Source organism: Kitasatospora sp. NPDC088264 (genome assembly GCF_040685715.1).
GTDB lineage: Bacteria > Actinomycetota > Actinomycetes > Streptomycetales > Streptomycetaceae > Kitasatospora.
Map to the genome: position 1 here is coordinate 115,371 of NZ_JBFBIR010000013.1, position 12,948 is coordinate 128,318.

General features: G+C 71.9%; 14 protein-coding genes. 6 read left to right on the plus strand and 8 right to left on the minus strand.

Going from position 1 to position 12,948, the window contains the following annotated elements; translation table 11 throughout:
- Nucleotides 1–43: 43 nt before the first annotated feature.
- From AB0O82_RS13605 to AB0O82_RS13620, 4 genes are read right to left on the minus strand one after another with little or no spacing between them, the layout of a single operon-like run.
- The gene (locus AB0O82_RS13605) at nt 44–1,081 is read right to left on the minus strand and encodes a hypothetical protein (protein ID WP_363583200.1); all 1,038 of its coding nucleotides are present in this window, start codon (nt 1,079–1,081) and stop codon (nt 44–46) included.
- Nucleotides 1,078–1,374 (minus strand): DNA-binding protein, encoded by a 297-nt coding sequence (locus tag AB0O82_RS13610; protein WP_363583201.1) that lies wholly within the window; start codon nt 1,372–1,374, stop codon nt 1,078–1,080. The genes AB0O82_RS13605 and AB0O82_RS13610 overlap by 4 nt, the downstream gene beginning before the upstream one ends.
- Entirely contained in the window at nt 1,371–2,123 is a 753-nt protein-coding gene (locus AB0O82_RS13615; RefSeq protein ID WP_363583203.1) for a hypothetical protein, read from the minus strand. Before AB0O82_RS13615 ends, AB0O82_RS13610 begins: the two co-directional genes overlap by 4 nt.
- Complete coding sequence (locus tag AB0O82_RS13620; protein WP_363583205.1) at nt 2,114–2,893, minus strand: hypothetical protein; 780 nt, start codon at nt 2,891–2,893, stop codon at nt 2,114–2,116. The genes AB0O82_RS13615 and AB0O82_RS13620 overlap by 10 nt, the downstream gene beginning before the upstream one ends.
- 237 nt (nt 2,894–3,130) lie before the next feature.
- Here AB0O82_RS13620 and AB0O82_RS13625 point away from each other — a divergent pair, with 237 nt between their 5' ends.
- Nucleotides 3,131–3,847 (plus strand): cyclic nucleotide-binding domain-containing protein, encoded by a 717-nt coding sequence (locus AB0O82_RS13625; protein WP_363583207.1) that lies wholly within the window; start codon nt 3,131–3,133, stop codon nt 3,845–3,847.
- A gap of 17 nt (nt 3,848–3,864) precedes the next feature.
- Here the strand turns inward: AB0O82_RS13625 and AB0O82_RS13630 are convergent, their stop codons facing one another.
- Nucleotides 3,865–4,323, minus strand: coding sequence for a hypothetical protein (locus AB0O82_RS13630; protein WP_363583209.1), 459 nt, complete (start codon nt 4,321–4,323; stop codon nt 3,865–3,867).
- A gap of 88 nt (nt 4,324–4,411) precedes the next feature.
- Here AB0O82_RS13630 and AB0O82_RS13635 point away from each other — a divergent pair, with 88 nt between their 5' ends.
- The 3 genes from AB0O82_RS13635 to AB0O82_RS13645 all read left to right on the plus strand — a co-directional run bounded on the left by AB0O82_RS13635 (nt 4,412) and on the right by AB0O82_RS13645 (nt 6,623).
- Nucleotides 4,412–5,041, plus strand: a complete 630-nt coding sequence (locus tag AB0O82_RS13635) for a TetR/AcrR family transcriptional regulator (RefSeq protein ID WP_363583211.1) — start codon at nt 4,412–4,414, stop codon at nt 5,039–5,041.
- A gap of 112 nt (nt 5,042–5,153) precedes the next feature.
- A complete protein-coding gene (locus tag AB0O82_RS13640; RefSeq protein WP_363583274.1) occupies nt 5,154–5,762 on the plus strand; it encodes a DUF4188 domain-containing protein in 609 nt (202 codons plus the stop codon).
- Nucleotides 5,763–5,831: 69 nt separating this feature from the next.
- Nucleotides 5,832–6,623 (plus strand): C39 family peptidase, encoded by a 792-nt coding sequence (locus AB0O82_RS13645; RefSeq protein ID WP_363583213.1) that lies wholly within the window; start codon nt 5,832–5,834, stop codon nt 6,621–6,623.
- 55 nt (nt 6,624–6,678) lie between these two features.
- On the opposite strand, the gene AB0O82_RS13650 is transcribed toward AB0O82_RS13645, so the two are convergent.
- Entirely contained in the window at nt 6,679–7,530 is an 852-nt protein-coding gene (locus AB0O82_RS13650) for a hypothetical protein (protein ID WP_363583215.1), read from the minus strand.
- 264 nt (nt 7,531–7,794) lie between these two features.
- Between AB0O82_RS13650 and rpe the strand changes: the two genes are divergently transcribed.
- Together rpe and AB0O82_RS13660 are read left to right on the plus strand one after the other, a co-directional pair.
- A complete protein-coding gene (rpe, locus tag AB0O82_RS13655; protein ID WP_363583217.1) occupies nt 7,795–8,478 on the plus strand; it encodes a ribulose-phosphate 3-epimerase in 684 nt (227 codons plus the stop codon).
- A gap of 206 nt (nt 8,479–8,684) precedes the next feature.
- Nucleotides 8,685–9,644, plus strand: a complete 960-nt coding sequence (locus tag AB0O82_RS13660) for a pirin family protein (RefSeq protein ID WP_363583219.1) — start codon at nt 8,685–8,687, stop codon at nt 9,642–9,644.
- Between the two features lie 772 nt (nt 9,645–10,416).
- On the opposite strand, the gene AB0O82_RS13665 is transcribed toward AB0O82_RS13660, so the two are convergent.
- Together AB0O82_RS13665 and AB0O82_RS13670 are read right to left on the minus strand one after the other, a co-directional pair.
- Nucleotides 10,417–11,568, minus strand: a complete 1,152-nt coding sequence (locus AB0O82_RS13665) for an ATP-binding protein (protein WP_363583221.1) — start codon at nt 11,566–11,568, stop codon at nt 10,417–10,419.
- Nucleotides 11,569–11,828: 260 nt separating this feature from the next.
- Nucleotides 11,829–12,830 (minus strand): hypothetical protein, encoded by a 1,002-nt coding sequence (locus AB0O82_RS13670; RefSeq protein WP_363583276.1) that lies wholly within the window; start codon nt 12,828–12,830, stop codon nt 11,829–11,831.
- Between the last annotated feature and the right edge of the window lie 118 nt (nt 12,831–12,948).

Sequence of the window (12,948 nt, forward strand, 5' to 3'; positions counted from 1 at the left end):
GGAGGGGGACGGCGCGGGGAACCGACGGCCCCCGCGCCTCAGGTCACGCCAGAGAACGGGCGATGCGGTCCCAGGTCTCGACCTGGGCCATGGCATCGGTGACGAGGTCGAGCGCGGCGGCGATGTCTCGGCCCGGCCCGTGGAGAGTGGGAGCGGTGGTGGTGAGCCAGTCCAGGGTGATGCGGAGGAGCCGGAGGGTTTCGAGAGCCTCGCGGGCGAACCGGGACATGTCGGTGAGCTGGCGTGCGACGTCACGGTTCTGGATGTTGTCGCGGGTCTGTGGATGGTGGTCGAGTCTGCTGAGCGCGGTGTGTACGGCGGCATCGATGTCGGGGATCAGTGCGGCGAACTCCGCAGCGCAGGACCTGAGTTCCACGGCGGGGCGGGCGATCGCGGTGCTGAGGCGTTCGGCTGCCGTGCCGTCCGGTGCGGTGGCCAGGTCCGGCACGAGCTCCTCGGCGAGCGCGGCGATGTCGTTCACCAGCCCGGTGACCGCCTTGAGGCCCTCGGTCAGTGGGGGCATGGTCGTCTGGAACGTGGCGAAGAGGTTGGTCGGGGTGGTGACGGCGGTCGGCGTCGGCTCCTGCCGGGGACGGAGGCCGAGCAGGATCCGCACGGGGAGGAACGGCGTGAAGCCGTCCCGGAGGGCTCGGACCAGTGCGCCCTGGAGATCCCGGCGGGCGTGTGCGAGACCGGTCTCGGATCGCTCGAACACGACCCTGCCAGTGCGTGGAAGGCCGGGCGGTTGCCGATTGCGTTCACCGATCTGGAGGGTGGGCCGCCCGGTGGTGTGGCGCAGGCCGAGCTCGTACATGACGGACGGCCTGCCGTCGGTCACGTCGGCGATGACGATGTCGGCCCCGAGTACCTGCCGGTAGCGCAGCTCGTCCGGTTGGGCAGGGTCCGAGCGGAGTGGCCGGAGACCGAGGGTGGCACAGGCGGGGCGGACGATCCGCTGGTAGACCTCCAGGCCAGCGTCGTACGCGTTGCGGTCCCCGGCGGGACCGATCACGACACAGGTCAGGTGGCCCTGGGAAGGCTCCGGGACACTGGGCTTGGGTACCGTGGCCGCAGCGATCATGCGAGGTCCTTCCAGCTGAGCCCCGGGAGCGGTGGCGCAATTGTCAGGTGGGACAAGTCATCCTCATAGATGGGGAGTTCATCGATGCCGAGGGCGCTGAGCAGTCCGACGGTGGGCACCCGGTAGCGGTGCCCGGCGCGGACCACCGGGCAGGGGAAGACTCCGCGGTGAACGAGGTTGTAAGCGGTGCCCAGACAGATGCCGAACGCGCGTGCGGCGGTCCGCAGGTCGACGGCCAGCGGGAGCCCGAACAGCTCGGGGAAGGTGAGTGCCCCCTGGGCGTGGGTGGTCATCGGTCGGCCCCCGCCGGGCGGAGGGGGAGCGTCCCGAGCCGCGGGCCCCGGCGGCGCCGATGGGCGTGCTGGACGACCTCGCGCAGACCGAGATGGTCGGCGAGTTCGCCGAGCCGCGCGCCCTCGATCGCCGAGCGGGAGGAGAGGCGCAGCGGTGCGGTCAGGCCGTCTGGGCGGTCCGGCGGGGTGATCGCGAGATCCCACAGGTCCTCGGCCGACTCCGAGGTGCGGGCGTCGGCCACCGCGACGATGTCCTCGACCGGCCGTCCGCCCGAGGCCGAGCGGCGGGCGAAGTCCCATCCCCGGCGGCCCGCAGCCTTGAGCAGCTGCGGGCCGACGTCGGGGTCGTCCGGGGAGACCTCGGCCAGCCGTTCGATCAGGGCGAGCATGACCTCGGATTCGACATCGCGCCGGTCCGCGCCCAGCCGGGCGGAGGCCTGGCGGGCGACCCGCTGAAGCCGAGGCAGGGCGAGCCAGACCACGGCCTCGACCCACCCGGCTACCTCCGTCGAGCCGATGGCCATGGCCAGCGAGTCGTGCTGAGCGAGTGCGACGGCACGACGCCAGATCTCGCGGCGCAGCGACTCGTCAACCGGCTGCTCGTACAGGGCTGCGCGCGCCTGCGGCAGCTCGAGGAGGCGGGTTGTTCCGCCGACCTCGACCTGGAGAGCGTTCGGCCGCAAATGGGCGGCGCTGGTCACCCGCTGGTGGATGACGTCGAGCACACTGTTGTACGTGATCAGAGCCATGGGGCGGTTCCTCCAGTCGAACGGTGCGGGTCGATGTAGGGCTTGAGCGCCGAGTGAAAGCGGTTGATCGCTCGGGAAAGCCTTCCGACTTCCCTGGGCGGCTGGTGTGGGGCGCTGTCGGGGGCGATGAGGAGGTTGCCTGAGGGGGTGGGGATGTACAGCCACGCCCGACGGGCGAACTCCTTGTCGGGGACGGTCGCCAGGATGCGGCGGAACCGGTCGGGGTGCAGGCCGGTGTGCCGGGACACGACCGCGTCCTCGTACACCCGGTCGGAGACGATCGCCACCAGGTGCGTCGTCTCCTCGCTGGCCTTGGCCAGGACGGCCTTGACCTCCTGGGAGTCGAGCAGTCGGTGCAGTTCGTTCCTCGCGGGCCCGTTCCCCTCGCCGGGTACGCCTTCGGGCGCCACGTGGCCGGAGTGGACGCTGACCCGCATCCGCAGTCGGACGTGGCCCGAATCGGCGTTGTGCTTGGCGAGTTTCTCGTCGAGGCGGTCGAGGAAGGGGTGGACGACGAATCCCAGCAGTGTGGGATCGAAGCCGAACGTGACCCCGTCGCCGGAGTTGACGGGGAACCGCTTTGTGGTCCGGAGGTCGTCGAGGCCGGCTGCGGTGAGGGCGGCGTCCAGGATCTCCTCAAGGTAGGCACTGACCGGCGCGTGGACGGCGCCGGGCAAACTGGTGAAGCCCTTCAGGTCGACGCAGAGCAGGCCGGAGAGCGGCGGCAGGGGCCGACTGACGATGCCGGGGAGTGACGGGGGTTCGGGCATGGCGGTCTCCAGGAACGCAAGGTTCGGCGGTCGCCGGGCTGACGACGAAGAGTCTGCGGTCGGCCGGCGAGGATTAGGGGGCCCGCGACCCCTTAGCGGTGTGTCCTGCGCCACACCTGGTTCGTGGCCGGCGAAGGGGCGCGGCAGGGTAGCAGCCGGTGCCGGGCGGATCGCGCCTCATGCGCCAACTCGTCCTACCCGGGCCTTGGTTGGCGATCGCTCCCCTAATCTCCCGCCATGAACTTGTGCAACAACTCCTCGTCGGGGCTGCTCATGGGCCCGAACCGGACCTTTCAGGCGCTCGTGGGCCCGGCCGCGTGGAACGGCGTCCTCAAGGGCACCGAGCGGAGGAAGCTTCCGGCGGGCCGGAAGCTGGTGGGGCAGGGCGACGTGGGCGCCTTCGTGATCGTCGTGATCAGAGGTGTGGTGAGGGTCGACCAGATCGGGGGTCGTGCCGGTGCGGGTAAGCGGCTGCTTGCCTTCCGGCGTGGCGGCGACCTCATCGGGGATCTCGCGGTGCTCGGTTTCGGCGTGCGGACGGCCACGGTGACGGCGTACACCGACTGTGAGGTGGCGATCGTGCCCGGGGAGACGTTTCGGAGCCCCGGTTTCCAGCGCGACTACGGCTTGGCGATCTCGTCGTACATCGCCGGCCGACACTGGGAGGCCCAGATGCTGGCGCAGCCCGGCGACAACCGGGCCCGGGTCGCATGGGTCCTTGTGCCGCTGCTCGACCACGAGGAGGGGATTACGCGGAGTGTGGCGAATGACGTCCAACTTCCGGTTGTCCAAAGGGATCTCGCAAGTTGCCTGGGCATCGGCGCCAAGCAGGTACGGCAGGTCGTGTCGGTGACGCCGTTCGGCGGGACGCTGGCCGGTCGGCGGGGGCGGCTCGTGGTCGAGGACCCCGAGGGTCTGCGCGCCGCCGCCGCGCGGCTCGGCGGACTGTCGTGAGCGGTGGACGGCCGTTGTCACGTCGCGGCGATCAGGGCGGCGCCGGTCTCGAACACGTGGTGCCAGGCCTGGTCCAGGAGGTAGGCGCCGTTCATGCCGTGGTCGGCGAGCCGCACGAAGTCTCCCCGCCGGGTGAAGTCGGCCGCCCGGCGGAGGGGTTCGCGGCGGTCGGCGAGGTAGTGGGTGGCGGCGGACAGCGCGAGGGCGGCGAGGAGGCGGCGGGGTTTGGGGCGGAGGCCGAGGGCGCGGGTGCCGAGGAGGAGGGCGGCGGCCTGGGTGGCGGTGTAGGCGGCGACGTGTGCGGTGCAGGCGCGGCGGCCGGCCGGGGTGGGCCGGCCCTTGGTGCCGGCCTGGTGGTCGGTCTGGATCCAGTGGTCGGCGAGGGTGGCGGAGGCGCGGAGGAGGGCGTAGGCGGCGGCGAAGGCGGCGGCGCGGGAGGCGGGTTGGGGGGCGGAGGCCGGCGTGGGCATAGGCATGGGCGTAGGTGCGGGCGTGGGCATGGGGCTCCGATCGGTGGGGTGACGGTTTCCTGGTGGGGCGGCCTGCTGTGGTAGCAAGGCAGGCATGACGGAACGGCCTGGCGGGCGCAGCTCGTACCACCACGGATCGCTGCCGGAGGCGCTGGTCGCCGCGGCGTTCGAGCTGCTGGACGAGTACGGGCAGGAGAAGGTGAGCATGCGGGAGGTGGCGCGGCGGGCCGGGGTGTCGGCGGGGGCGCCGTTTCGCCACTTCGCGGACCGGCAGGCGTTGTTGACGGCGCTGGCGGACCGGGTGCTGGCGGACTTCGCGCGGTGCCAGGAGGCCGAGGTGGCGGCGGTGGATCCGGCCGGGGGGTCGGCCGGGGGGTCGGTGATGCGGGCGGTCGGGCTCGGGTTCGTCCGGTACGCGCTGCACCATCCGCACCGGTTCGATCTGGTGCGTTCGCGGGTGTTCGTGGCCTCGCGGGAGCCGGAGCTGCGGGATCAACTGGACGGCATGGACAGGGCGTTCACCGGTCTGATCGTGGCGGACCAGGAGGCGGGCCGGTTGCGCCCGGGGGATCCGGGGCTGATGGGGCTGGCCGGGCAGGCGCTGGTGTTCGGGCTGGCGCAGATGATCGTGGACGGCTACCTGCCGGAGGAGGAGGCGGAGGAGCTGGCCGGGAAGGTGCTCGACACCTTCGGCCAGGGAATCGCCAACCTTCCTTCGCAGTAACCGATTTGTGCGTGCAGTGAGCCTTGACCGGGTTTCCCGGCCCTGATGTAATCACCGATTACATGGGGTGCGGGAGGCTGAGATGTCCATGGGAACGACGTTCGTCCGATCGATGTTCGCCAAGCCGACGCCGGGCTACACCACCGCGGGCGCCACCGGCGACACCGTGGTGCTGCTGATCGGCATGCGGATCAACCGCTTCTGGGCCGTCCACCACTGGGGCCCGGTGATGTTCGCGATGTTCCGGATGCTGTACGAACTGGGGCGCAGCCCCGAGCGCGGCCTGCGCGGGCGGATCCTGCTCACCGCCTCGCCGCGCACGTACTACGTCGTCCAGTACTGGGAGTCGAAGGAGAAGCTGTACGGCTACGCGAGCGCGCCGGACGGCTTCCACCACAGCGTCTGGGGCATCGTCAACCGCAAACTGCGGGAGGGGAAGGCCCGTCGGCACGTCGGGCTGTGGCACGAGACGTACGTGGTGCCGGAGGGCGGGTACGAGTCGATCTACTTCGACATGCCGCCGTTCGGTCTCGCGGGCGCCACCGGCTCCCTGCCGCTCGAGGCGCGCGGGCGCCGCGCGTCGCAGCGGCTGGCCTACCGGTCGGGGGAGGGCCCGCAGGACGGCTCGAAGGAGGGCCGGCGGGAGGGCTCGAAGGAGGGCCGGCAGGAGGGCTTGAAGGAGGGTGCGAAGGAGGTCTCGGGGGAGCGGGTGCCCGAGTAGGGGTGCTCACCGGGCGCTCAGGGAGTGTCGCGGGTCGGCCCGGGCGCTGCGGCGTGAGAGCGTCGGGGGATGGCGGAGGAGCAGGGCGGGATGCCGGCGGGCGCGCCGAGAGGTGTACGGGCGGGCGCGCCGACCGGCGCATCGACCGGGGCACCGGCGGGCGCACAGGCGGGCGGCGCACCCACGGGCGGGCCGGTGGTGCACGAGGTGCCGTACCACGCGCAGTGGGAGTCGGCCGAACTGGTGCGGGTGATCATCGACGGGCAGGTCGACGCGGCCGAGGACCCTCGGTGGGGGCAGTCCGGTGCGGCCACCCCGGAGGAGTACGCGTGGTGGTCGTGGCGGCTGTGCGGGGTGGCCTGCCTGCGGATGGCGCTCGACCACTGGTGGGGCCTGGCGCCGCCGGCGCTCACGCTGGCCGGGGAGTGCGTGGCGGCGGGGGCCTACGTCCGGGACGGCGAGAGCCTGCGCGGACTGATCCACACGCCGTTCGCCGACTACGTCCGGCGGCGGTGGGGACTGGCCGCGCAGGCACGGGAGTTGGCGCCCGCGGAGCTGGCGGCCGAGGTGGCCGGCGGGCGGCTGGTGATGGTGTCGGTGCATCCCGCGATCCGGGAGCCGGCCGGTCCGGCACCGGTGCGGCGGGGCGGACACCTGGTGCTGGTGGTGGGCGCCACGGACACGGCGGTGGTGATCCACAACCCGTCCGGATTCCCGGGGGAGTCGCAGTCCTTCGCGCACGTGCCGTGGCGGTCGTTCGAGCGCTTCTACGCCGGGCGGGGGATCGTCCTCGGCCCGCCGGGCGCGGGTGGCGCGGGTGGCGCCCGATCGGTTCCCGACCAGCAACCGGTCGGGAGCTGACCGGCGGCTGGTCGGGACCTGATCAGCCCCTGATCAGGAGCTGATCGGGGGCTGATCAGGGGTTGTCCGGCAGGCCGGCCGGGTTGACCGGGAGCTGGCTGCGACAGAGCGCCGATATCGGCTTCAACGCGGCGGCCAGGCGGTCGAGTTCGGCGCGCGGGTAGTCCTCCCAGACCCGCGCGGCGGCCAGGTCGGTGGCGGCCTCCAGGGACTGGTGCCGGATCCGGCCGAGTTCGGTCACCGAGCCCGCCGTGGTCAGCCAGCCCCGCTCGACCAGGCGCGCCGCGGCCGCGTCCCACTCCTCGTCCGTCCAGCCGCGCATCGGCTGGAGCATCTCGCGCCGGACATCCATCGCGCACCGGACCACCAGCGCCTCGCACCCGTCCAGGCCGGCCGCCACCAGGGCCGCCACGTGGCCGTCCCCGCGGTGCTCGCGCATCACCGTGGCGGCCTGCCACAGCCGTTCGTACAGGCCGGAGGGGCGGGGCAGCGCGGCGTTGGCGGCGGCCAGCACCCGGCCGACGCAGTCGAGCCGGCCAGCGGCCCGCTCCAGGGCCTCCACCACCAGTTCGACCTGCGCCGGGTCCACGTGCTCCAGCAGCCGGGCCAGCGCCCCCGCCGAGCCCTTCAGCCGGGCGGCCAGCGCCTCCTCCGGGCTGGCGTGCGTCCACACCTCCGGCAGCGCGCGCTCGACCATCGCCGGGGAGAAGCTGAAGAACGCGGCGATCACCGGCGGCGCGTCCACCGCACCCAGCGGCGCCGACCGGCTGGCGAAGTAGCCGCGCCAGCCGCCGTGCAGTCCGGCCGCCTCGTAGGCCTCGCGGCTCTCGGGCAGGAAGTAGGTGACGGAGTGCACCGGTTCGAAGAGCCACCACAGGGCACGGGCGGGGTGGACGAGATCGGCCATCGAAGGACCTTCCTCGGAGAGGGGCGGGGCGAACCCGGCCGGACGGGGCGGCTCGGCGGGCGCCGACGGATCGGGCGCGCGCGGGCCGCTTCAGTGCTGATGACCACGGCGGCGGCCACGGTAATCCCGGACCGGGTGTGATGACGGTCACGGGGAGGTCCCGGTGTGCGCCCGGCGGGGCGGCGGCGCGAGATGATGGGACGAGGTGCCCGCTCCCGGGACGCCGCAGCCCTCCAGTGAACCCTCGTGTGAAGGTAGTCGGTAATGGCGCAGATCAACCCCAGCATCCTGTCCGCGGACTTCGCCCGGCTCGCCGACGAGGCCGAGGCCGTCAGGGGCTCGGACTGGCTGCACGTCGACGTGATGGACAACCACTTCGTCCCCAACCTCACCCTCGGCATCCCGATCGTCGAGTCGCTCGCCCGCGCCACCGACATCCCGCTCGACTGCCACCTGATGATCGAGGACCCGGACCGCTGGGCCCCCCAGTACGTCGAGGCCGGCGCCGGCTCCGTCACCTTCCACGTCGAGGCCGCCGCCGCGCCCGTCCGCCTCGCCCGCGAGATCCGCGCCAAGGGCGCCCGCGCCTCCATGGCCCTCAAGCCGGGCACGCCCATCGAGCCGTACGAGGACCTGCTGCCCGAGCTCGACATGCTGCTGATCATGACCGTCGAGCCCGGCTTCGGCGGCCAGGCGTTCCTCGACATCATGCTGCCGAAGATCCGCCGCACCCGGGAGCTGATCGCCAAGCACGACCTGGAACTGTGGCTCCAGGTCGACGGCGGCGTCTCCGCCGGCACCATCGAGCGCTGCGCCGAGGCCGGCGCCGACGTGTTCGTGGCCGGCTCGGCGGTGTACGGGGCCGAGGACCCGGCCGAGGCCGTGCGCAAGCTGCGGGAGCTCGCGACCAAGGCCTCGGCGGACGCCTGGTGGGCCTGCGGGCACTGAGCCCGGGCGGAGCCGTTCAGAGACGGAGCCGTTCAGGGGCCGGGCCGTTCAGAGACGGGGCTGTTCAGGGGCCGGGCCGGCCGTCATCCAGGGGCCCGGCCGGCCTGGCCCGCCCGGCGAGGGGTGGAGGATCCAGCGGTCGTCAGGGATGATCGTTGGCGAACGCCCCTCGCCCGGCCCCTCTCCGCACGGTGGTGGAACCGCACATGAGCAACTTCGACCGCAAGCCCTCCCCGACCACCTGCGGCCGCGAGGCCGACACCGGACCGGTCAAGGATCTGTTGACCGGACGTCAGGTCCAGCTCGGCGAGAGCACGATGGTCCGCCGACTGCTCCCCAACCTGGGCCGCCGGATGGTCGGCGCCTGGTGCTTCGTCGACCACTACGGACCCGACGACATCGCCGACGAACCCGGCATGCAGGTCCCGCCCCACCCCCACATGGGCCTCCAGACGGTCAGCTGGCTCCACCAGGGCGAGGTGCTGCACCGCGACAGCCTCGGCAGCCTCCAGACCGTCCGCCCGTACGAACTGGGCCTGATGACCTCCGGCCGGGCGATCTCCCACTCCGAGGAATCCCCGCGCCCGCACGCCCGCTACCTGCACGGCGCCCAGCTCTGGGTCGCCCTCCCGGACGCCCACCGGCACACCGCCCCCACCTTCGAGCACCACGGCGACCTGCCCGTCGTCACCGCCCCCGGCCTGCACGGCACCGTCATCCTCGGCACCCTCGACACCGCCACCTCGCCCGGCACCGCCTACACCCCCCTCGTCGGCGCCGACCTCGCCCTCACCGAGGGCGCCGACCTCAAGCTCCCGCTCGTCCCCGACTTCGAGTACGCCGTCCTCTCCATGTCCGGCAGCGTCGACGTCGACGGCGTCCGCGTCGAACCCGGCTCCATGCTCTACCTCGGCTGCGGCCGCCCCGAACTCCCCCTCCACGCCCGCACCGACGCCGCCGTCCTCCTCCTCGGCGGCGAACCCTTCGACGAGCAGATCCTCATGTGGTGGAACTTCATCGGCCGGTCCGGCGAGGAGATCAGGCAGGCGCGCGAGGAGTGGATGAACGGGACGAGGTTCGGCGAGGTGCACGGTTACGACGGCGCCCGGCTGGCTGCTCCGGAGGTACCCCAACTGCCCCTGAAGCCACGGGGGCGGGCGCGCTGACCTGGGCTTAGGTCCCTATGAGGCGAGGTGCTCAGTCGCGGTGGATCGCGGTCCGGGTTGCCTGCGATCCACCGCCCTGGAAGGGCGCTCGTGGTGCTGAACGATGCGTCTGGCGGTCGGCCGTGAGTCTCAGGTGTGGGCATCTGTAGCCGGGTTTAGTCAGACCAATGCTGACTCAATGCTGACTTAGCTGATGGAGTGTCAGATGTCAGCTTGAAGATCGCGCGCCCGCCGCGGCGTCGTCTCGGTCGAGGTGGGCGCCGGCTGACAAGTGCTCGGGAGGGGCTGTTGTCGCAGAGTCGCACGCGGTGGAGGAGGTGCGGATGAGGGCGGCTGGTGCCATATGGCGCACTTGTCAGTTGCCCACAACTCGCGCGCACGAGACGGCACGGGCGAGGTCTTCTCCGTAGAGAGCGCCTCGGCGTACTCCGAGTGGCAGATCCCGTGACGGAGCGATCACCAGGTCGAAGGACGACAGGATCGTGGCGCCGCTATGTGGGACTTTCAGTCAGCGCCGGCATCGCCCATGCGTACGGTTGACCCAGGTTCCGGCGAGGCTGAACCCTTGTCCATCCTGGCCGCCGGCGCCCTCGCCGAGTGCGATCGGACGGAGTTGGTGGAGCCGTTGTTGTCGGCGGCGAAGGTGGGGCCGACGGCTGCGGGCCGAGCCGAGCGCGGGCCTGGTCGATGCCCAGCCCCGTCTGCACCTCCCGAAGAGCCCAGGCCGGGAACCATCCCCGACCTGGGCTTCGGAGTCTTCGGTGTGCTGCTGTCAGTGGAAGGTGGTCTTCGAGATCCGCGTGAGCGCTGCCGTCGCCTGTACCGGGTCGGCGCGGAGCCAGGCGGTCAGGTGCTCTCGCACGGCTTCGGCGACGCAGGCGCGGACGGGCCCGTTGCCCAGGCGGTCGCGGGTGGCACCTTCGAACTCGGGGTGATCGAGCTTGACCGACACGACCGCCGTCAGGCCCATTCCGAGTTGGGCGGGGGTGAGATCGGGGTCGGACGGGGTGAGCAACTGCTGCTCCCGGGCGTAGGTGTTGAGCGCGGCCGTCAGGCCGTCGCGGAAACCGAGCTCGTGCGTGCCGCCGCCGCTGGTCTGCCGGCTGTTGGCGTAGCTTGCGATGCGTTCCTCGCGGGAGTCGCACCAGCGGAGGGCCACCTCGACGGTTCCCTCGATGTCGGGGTACTCGCGTTCGAAGCTGATCACATCCGGGTGGAGGGGGGTGCCCTGCTCGGCGATGTGGTCCCTGGGGCCGCCTGGGAAGCGGAAGCGGACGGCCCGGGGTGCCGCGGGGTTTCGGTCATCGGTCAGGGTGATGTCCAAGTCCCGGTTCAGGAAAGCCAGTTCCCTGAGGCGTTCGGCCAGCGCGTCGAACGAGAACTCCAGCGTCTCGAAGATCTCGGCATCGGGCTGGAAGGTGATCGCGGTTCCGCTGCCGTCGGCCGGTCCGGCGTGGGCGGGCGGCGCGACGGCTACGCCCTGCTCGTACTCCAGTGTCCAGCGGGCGCCGTCGCGTCGTACCTCGGCCGTCAGACGGCTCGACAGTGCGTTGACGACGGCCAGGCCCACGCCGAAGGAGCCACCGAACAGCGAGCGCCGGTTGGCAAGCTGTGCCCCGCAGCAGAGGACGGTCAACAGGCGCTCCAGTGACGGGTCGTCGCTGTGGCCCGCGTGACCGACTGGGAGGCCTGTGCCGTCGTCGGCGACGCGGATGCCGCCGTCGGCGGTGAGGGTGATCTCGACACGGCTCGCGGTGCCGCCGAGGATCTCCTCCAGCGCCCGCTCGGCGGCCTCGAACACCAGGTGGTGCAGGCCGCGTTCACCGACCGATCCGATGTACATTCCGGGTCGCTTCCGGACGGCCTCCAGGCCCTCCAGAACCACGATCGCGCTGGCGTCGTACGGGTTGGATTCCTCGTTCATGATGCCCCCTCCGAGGGTGTCCGACAGAGCTCCCCAGCCTACGAGATTTCCGGGAAAAGACCAGGTCAGCGCCGGTTTGATGAGGTCGTGGACGGGCTACTGCGGGGCGATCCGGAGCTTCCGGTCGTAGGGGGTGCGCACTGCTGCCGCACTGCCGCCGCGGCCCCCTGGAGACCGTCTGCGGCACTGTTGTGGGAGGCTGCGGGGGCGCGAATTTGAAGAACTTTTCGAGTCGGCCCGGTGTGCTCGTGGATGACGGGTCAGCGTCCGCGGTCGTAGATCGCCCGCAGCCACGGCTCCCTGACTGCGGGCATCCTTGCGAGCGTGTACCGGAACGCCTCCCAGGACGGCTGGACCGGGTACCACGGGTGCGGCGGCAGCGGGTCGTCCCGCTCCACGCCTTTCGGTAGCCCGCCGACCACCGGCAGTCGGGTCTGGTGCGGCGGGAAGGCGAGCTCGGCCCAGAGCGCGGCATCCATGGGTACCGGCACCGCCCTGGCGCGCGGCTGCCACACCTCCCCGGTCTGCGGATGGACCGGCACCAGCGCCAGGTCGGCAGCCGGCTCGCCGAACCCAGGTCCCGCCAGATCCAGCCGCTTCCGACCTTCCCCGGCGGGCAGCAACTCGCCGAGTGCGCGGCCGAGGAGCAAAGCGACCGGCCCGGGTGCAACCTCGACCGGCCCACCCTCGGCGGCCGCCACGACCTGGGCGAGAGCCACGCCCGCCGGGATGTCCCGGTAGTCGCTCAGGCGGTGCCACAGTGCACCGCTGGCCAGCAGCTCCGCCCAGTCCATGACCGGCCGCTCCAGCGGGCCGGGCAGCCGCACCACCGCCTGTGGGACAAGCCGGACAACCTGCCAGCACCCGCAGTCATCCATTCTCGTTCCGACCGGCAGATCACAGCCCAGGCAGGCAAGGTTCGGCCCGTCCCTCCCGTCGATCCCCATGCAGTAGCCCCCGGCCCGCTCGAGAATCAACCTGATGCCGCGCATGTCGCCGGGCGCGAGGAGGACGGTGCCAGACGGTCCGTCGGACAGCGCGCCGAACGATGCGAAGCGCCCCCGATCCGCCGCCTCGCGCGCCCCGACCTCGTCCCATTGCCGCCACGGCGGCCCGTACGGCGCGGGATCCACGGCGTACGACCCGGCCGCCAGCAGGGGTGGGTGCAGCTTCTCCCAGTGGGTATCGGCCAGGTGGATCGGCAACGCCACCTCCGACGCAGCCGCCGTCAGGACCGAACCGCAGCCCGCACATCCGAACACCGCCAAGCTGTCCCCTCACGCCGTCGAGCCCCTGCATCCCACCAAGCAGGCGGACGGGGAGCAAGGGGTTTTCAGGCGACGCCAATCGCCCTACCCATAAAGGAGAGCGGGCCTCGCT

Bases quoted from the DNA above. Each gene is read 5' to 3' on its own strand.
- AB0O82_RS13605 (WP_363583200.1), bottom strand. From the start codon at position 1,081: ATGATCGCTGCGGCCACGGTACCCAAGCCCAGTGTCCCGGAGCCTTCC.
- AB0O82_RS13610 (WP_363583201.1), bottom strand. From the start codon at position 1,374: ATGACCACCCACGCCCAGGGGGCACTCACCTTCCCCGAGCTGTTCGGG.
- AB0O82_RS13615 (WP_363583203.1), bottom strand. From the start codon at position 2,123: ATGGCTCTGATCACGTACAACAGTGTGCTCGACGTCATCCACCAGCGG.
- AB0O82_RS13620 (WP_363583205.1), bottom strand. From the start codon at position 2,893: ATGCCCGAACCCCCGTCACTCCCCGGCATCGTCAGTCGGCCCCTGCCG.
- AB0O82_RS13625 (WP_363583207.1), top strand. From the start codon at position 3,131: ATGAACTTGTGCAACAACTCCTCGTCGGGGCTGCTCATGGGCCCGAAC.
- AB0O82_RS13630 (WP_363583209.1), bottom strand. From the start codon at position 4,323: ATGCCTATGCCCACGCCGGCCTCCGCCCCCCAACCCGCCTCCCGCGCC.
- AB0O82_RS13635 (WP_363583211.1), top strand. From the start codon at position 4,412: ATGACGGAACGGCCTGGCGGGCGCAGCTCGTACCACCACGGATCGCTG.
- AB0O82_RS13640 (WP_363583274.1), top strand. From the start codon at position 5,154: ATGTTCGCCAAGCCGACGCCGGGCTACACCACCGCGGGCGCCACCGGC.
- AB0O82_RS13645 (WP_363583213.1), top strand. From the start codon at position 5,832: ATGGCGGAGGAGCAGGGCGGGATGCCGGCGGGCGCGCCGAGAGGTGTA.
- AB0O82_RS13650 (WP_363583215.1), bottom strand. From the start codon at position 7,530: ATGGCCGATCTCGTCCACCCCGCCCGTGCCCTGTGGTGGCTCTTCGAA.
- rpe (WP_363583217.1), top strand. From the start codon at position 7,795: ATGGCGCAGATCAACCCCAGCATCCTGTCCGCGGACTTCGCCCGGCTC.
- AB0O82_RS13660 (WP_363583219.1), top strand. From the start codon at position 8,685: ATGAGCAACTTCGACCGCAAGCCCTCCCCGACCACCTGCGGCCGCGAG.
- AB0O82_RS13665 (WP_363583221.1), bottom strand. From the start codon at position 11,568: ATGAACGAGGAATCCAACCCGTACGACGCCAGCGCGATCGTGGTTCTG.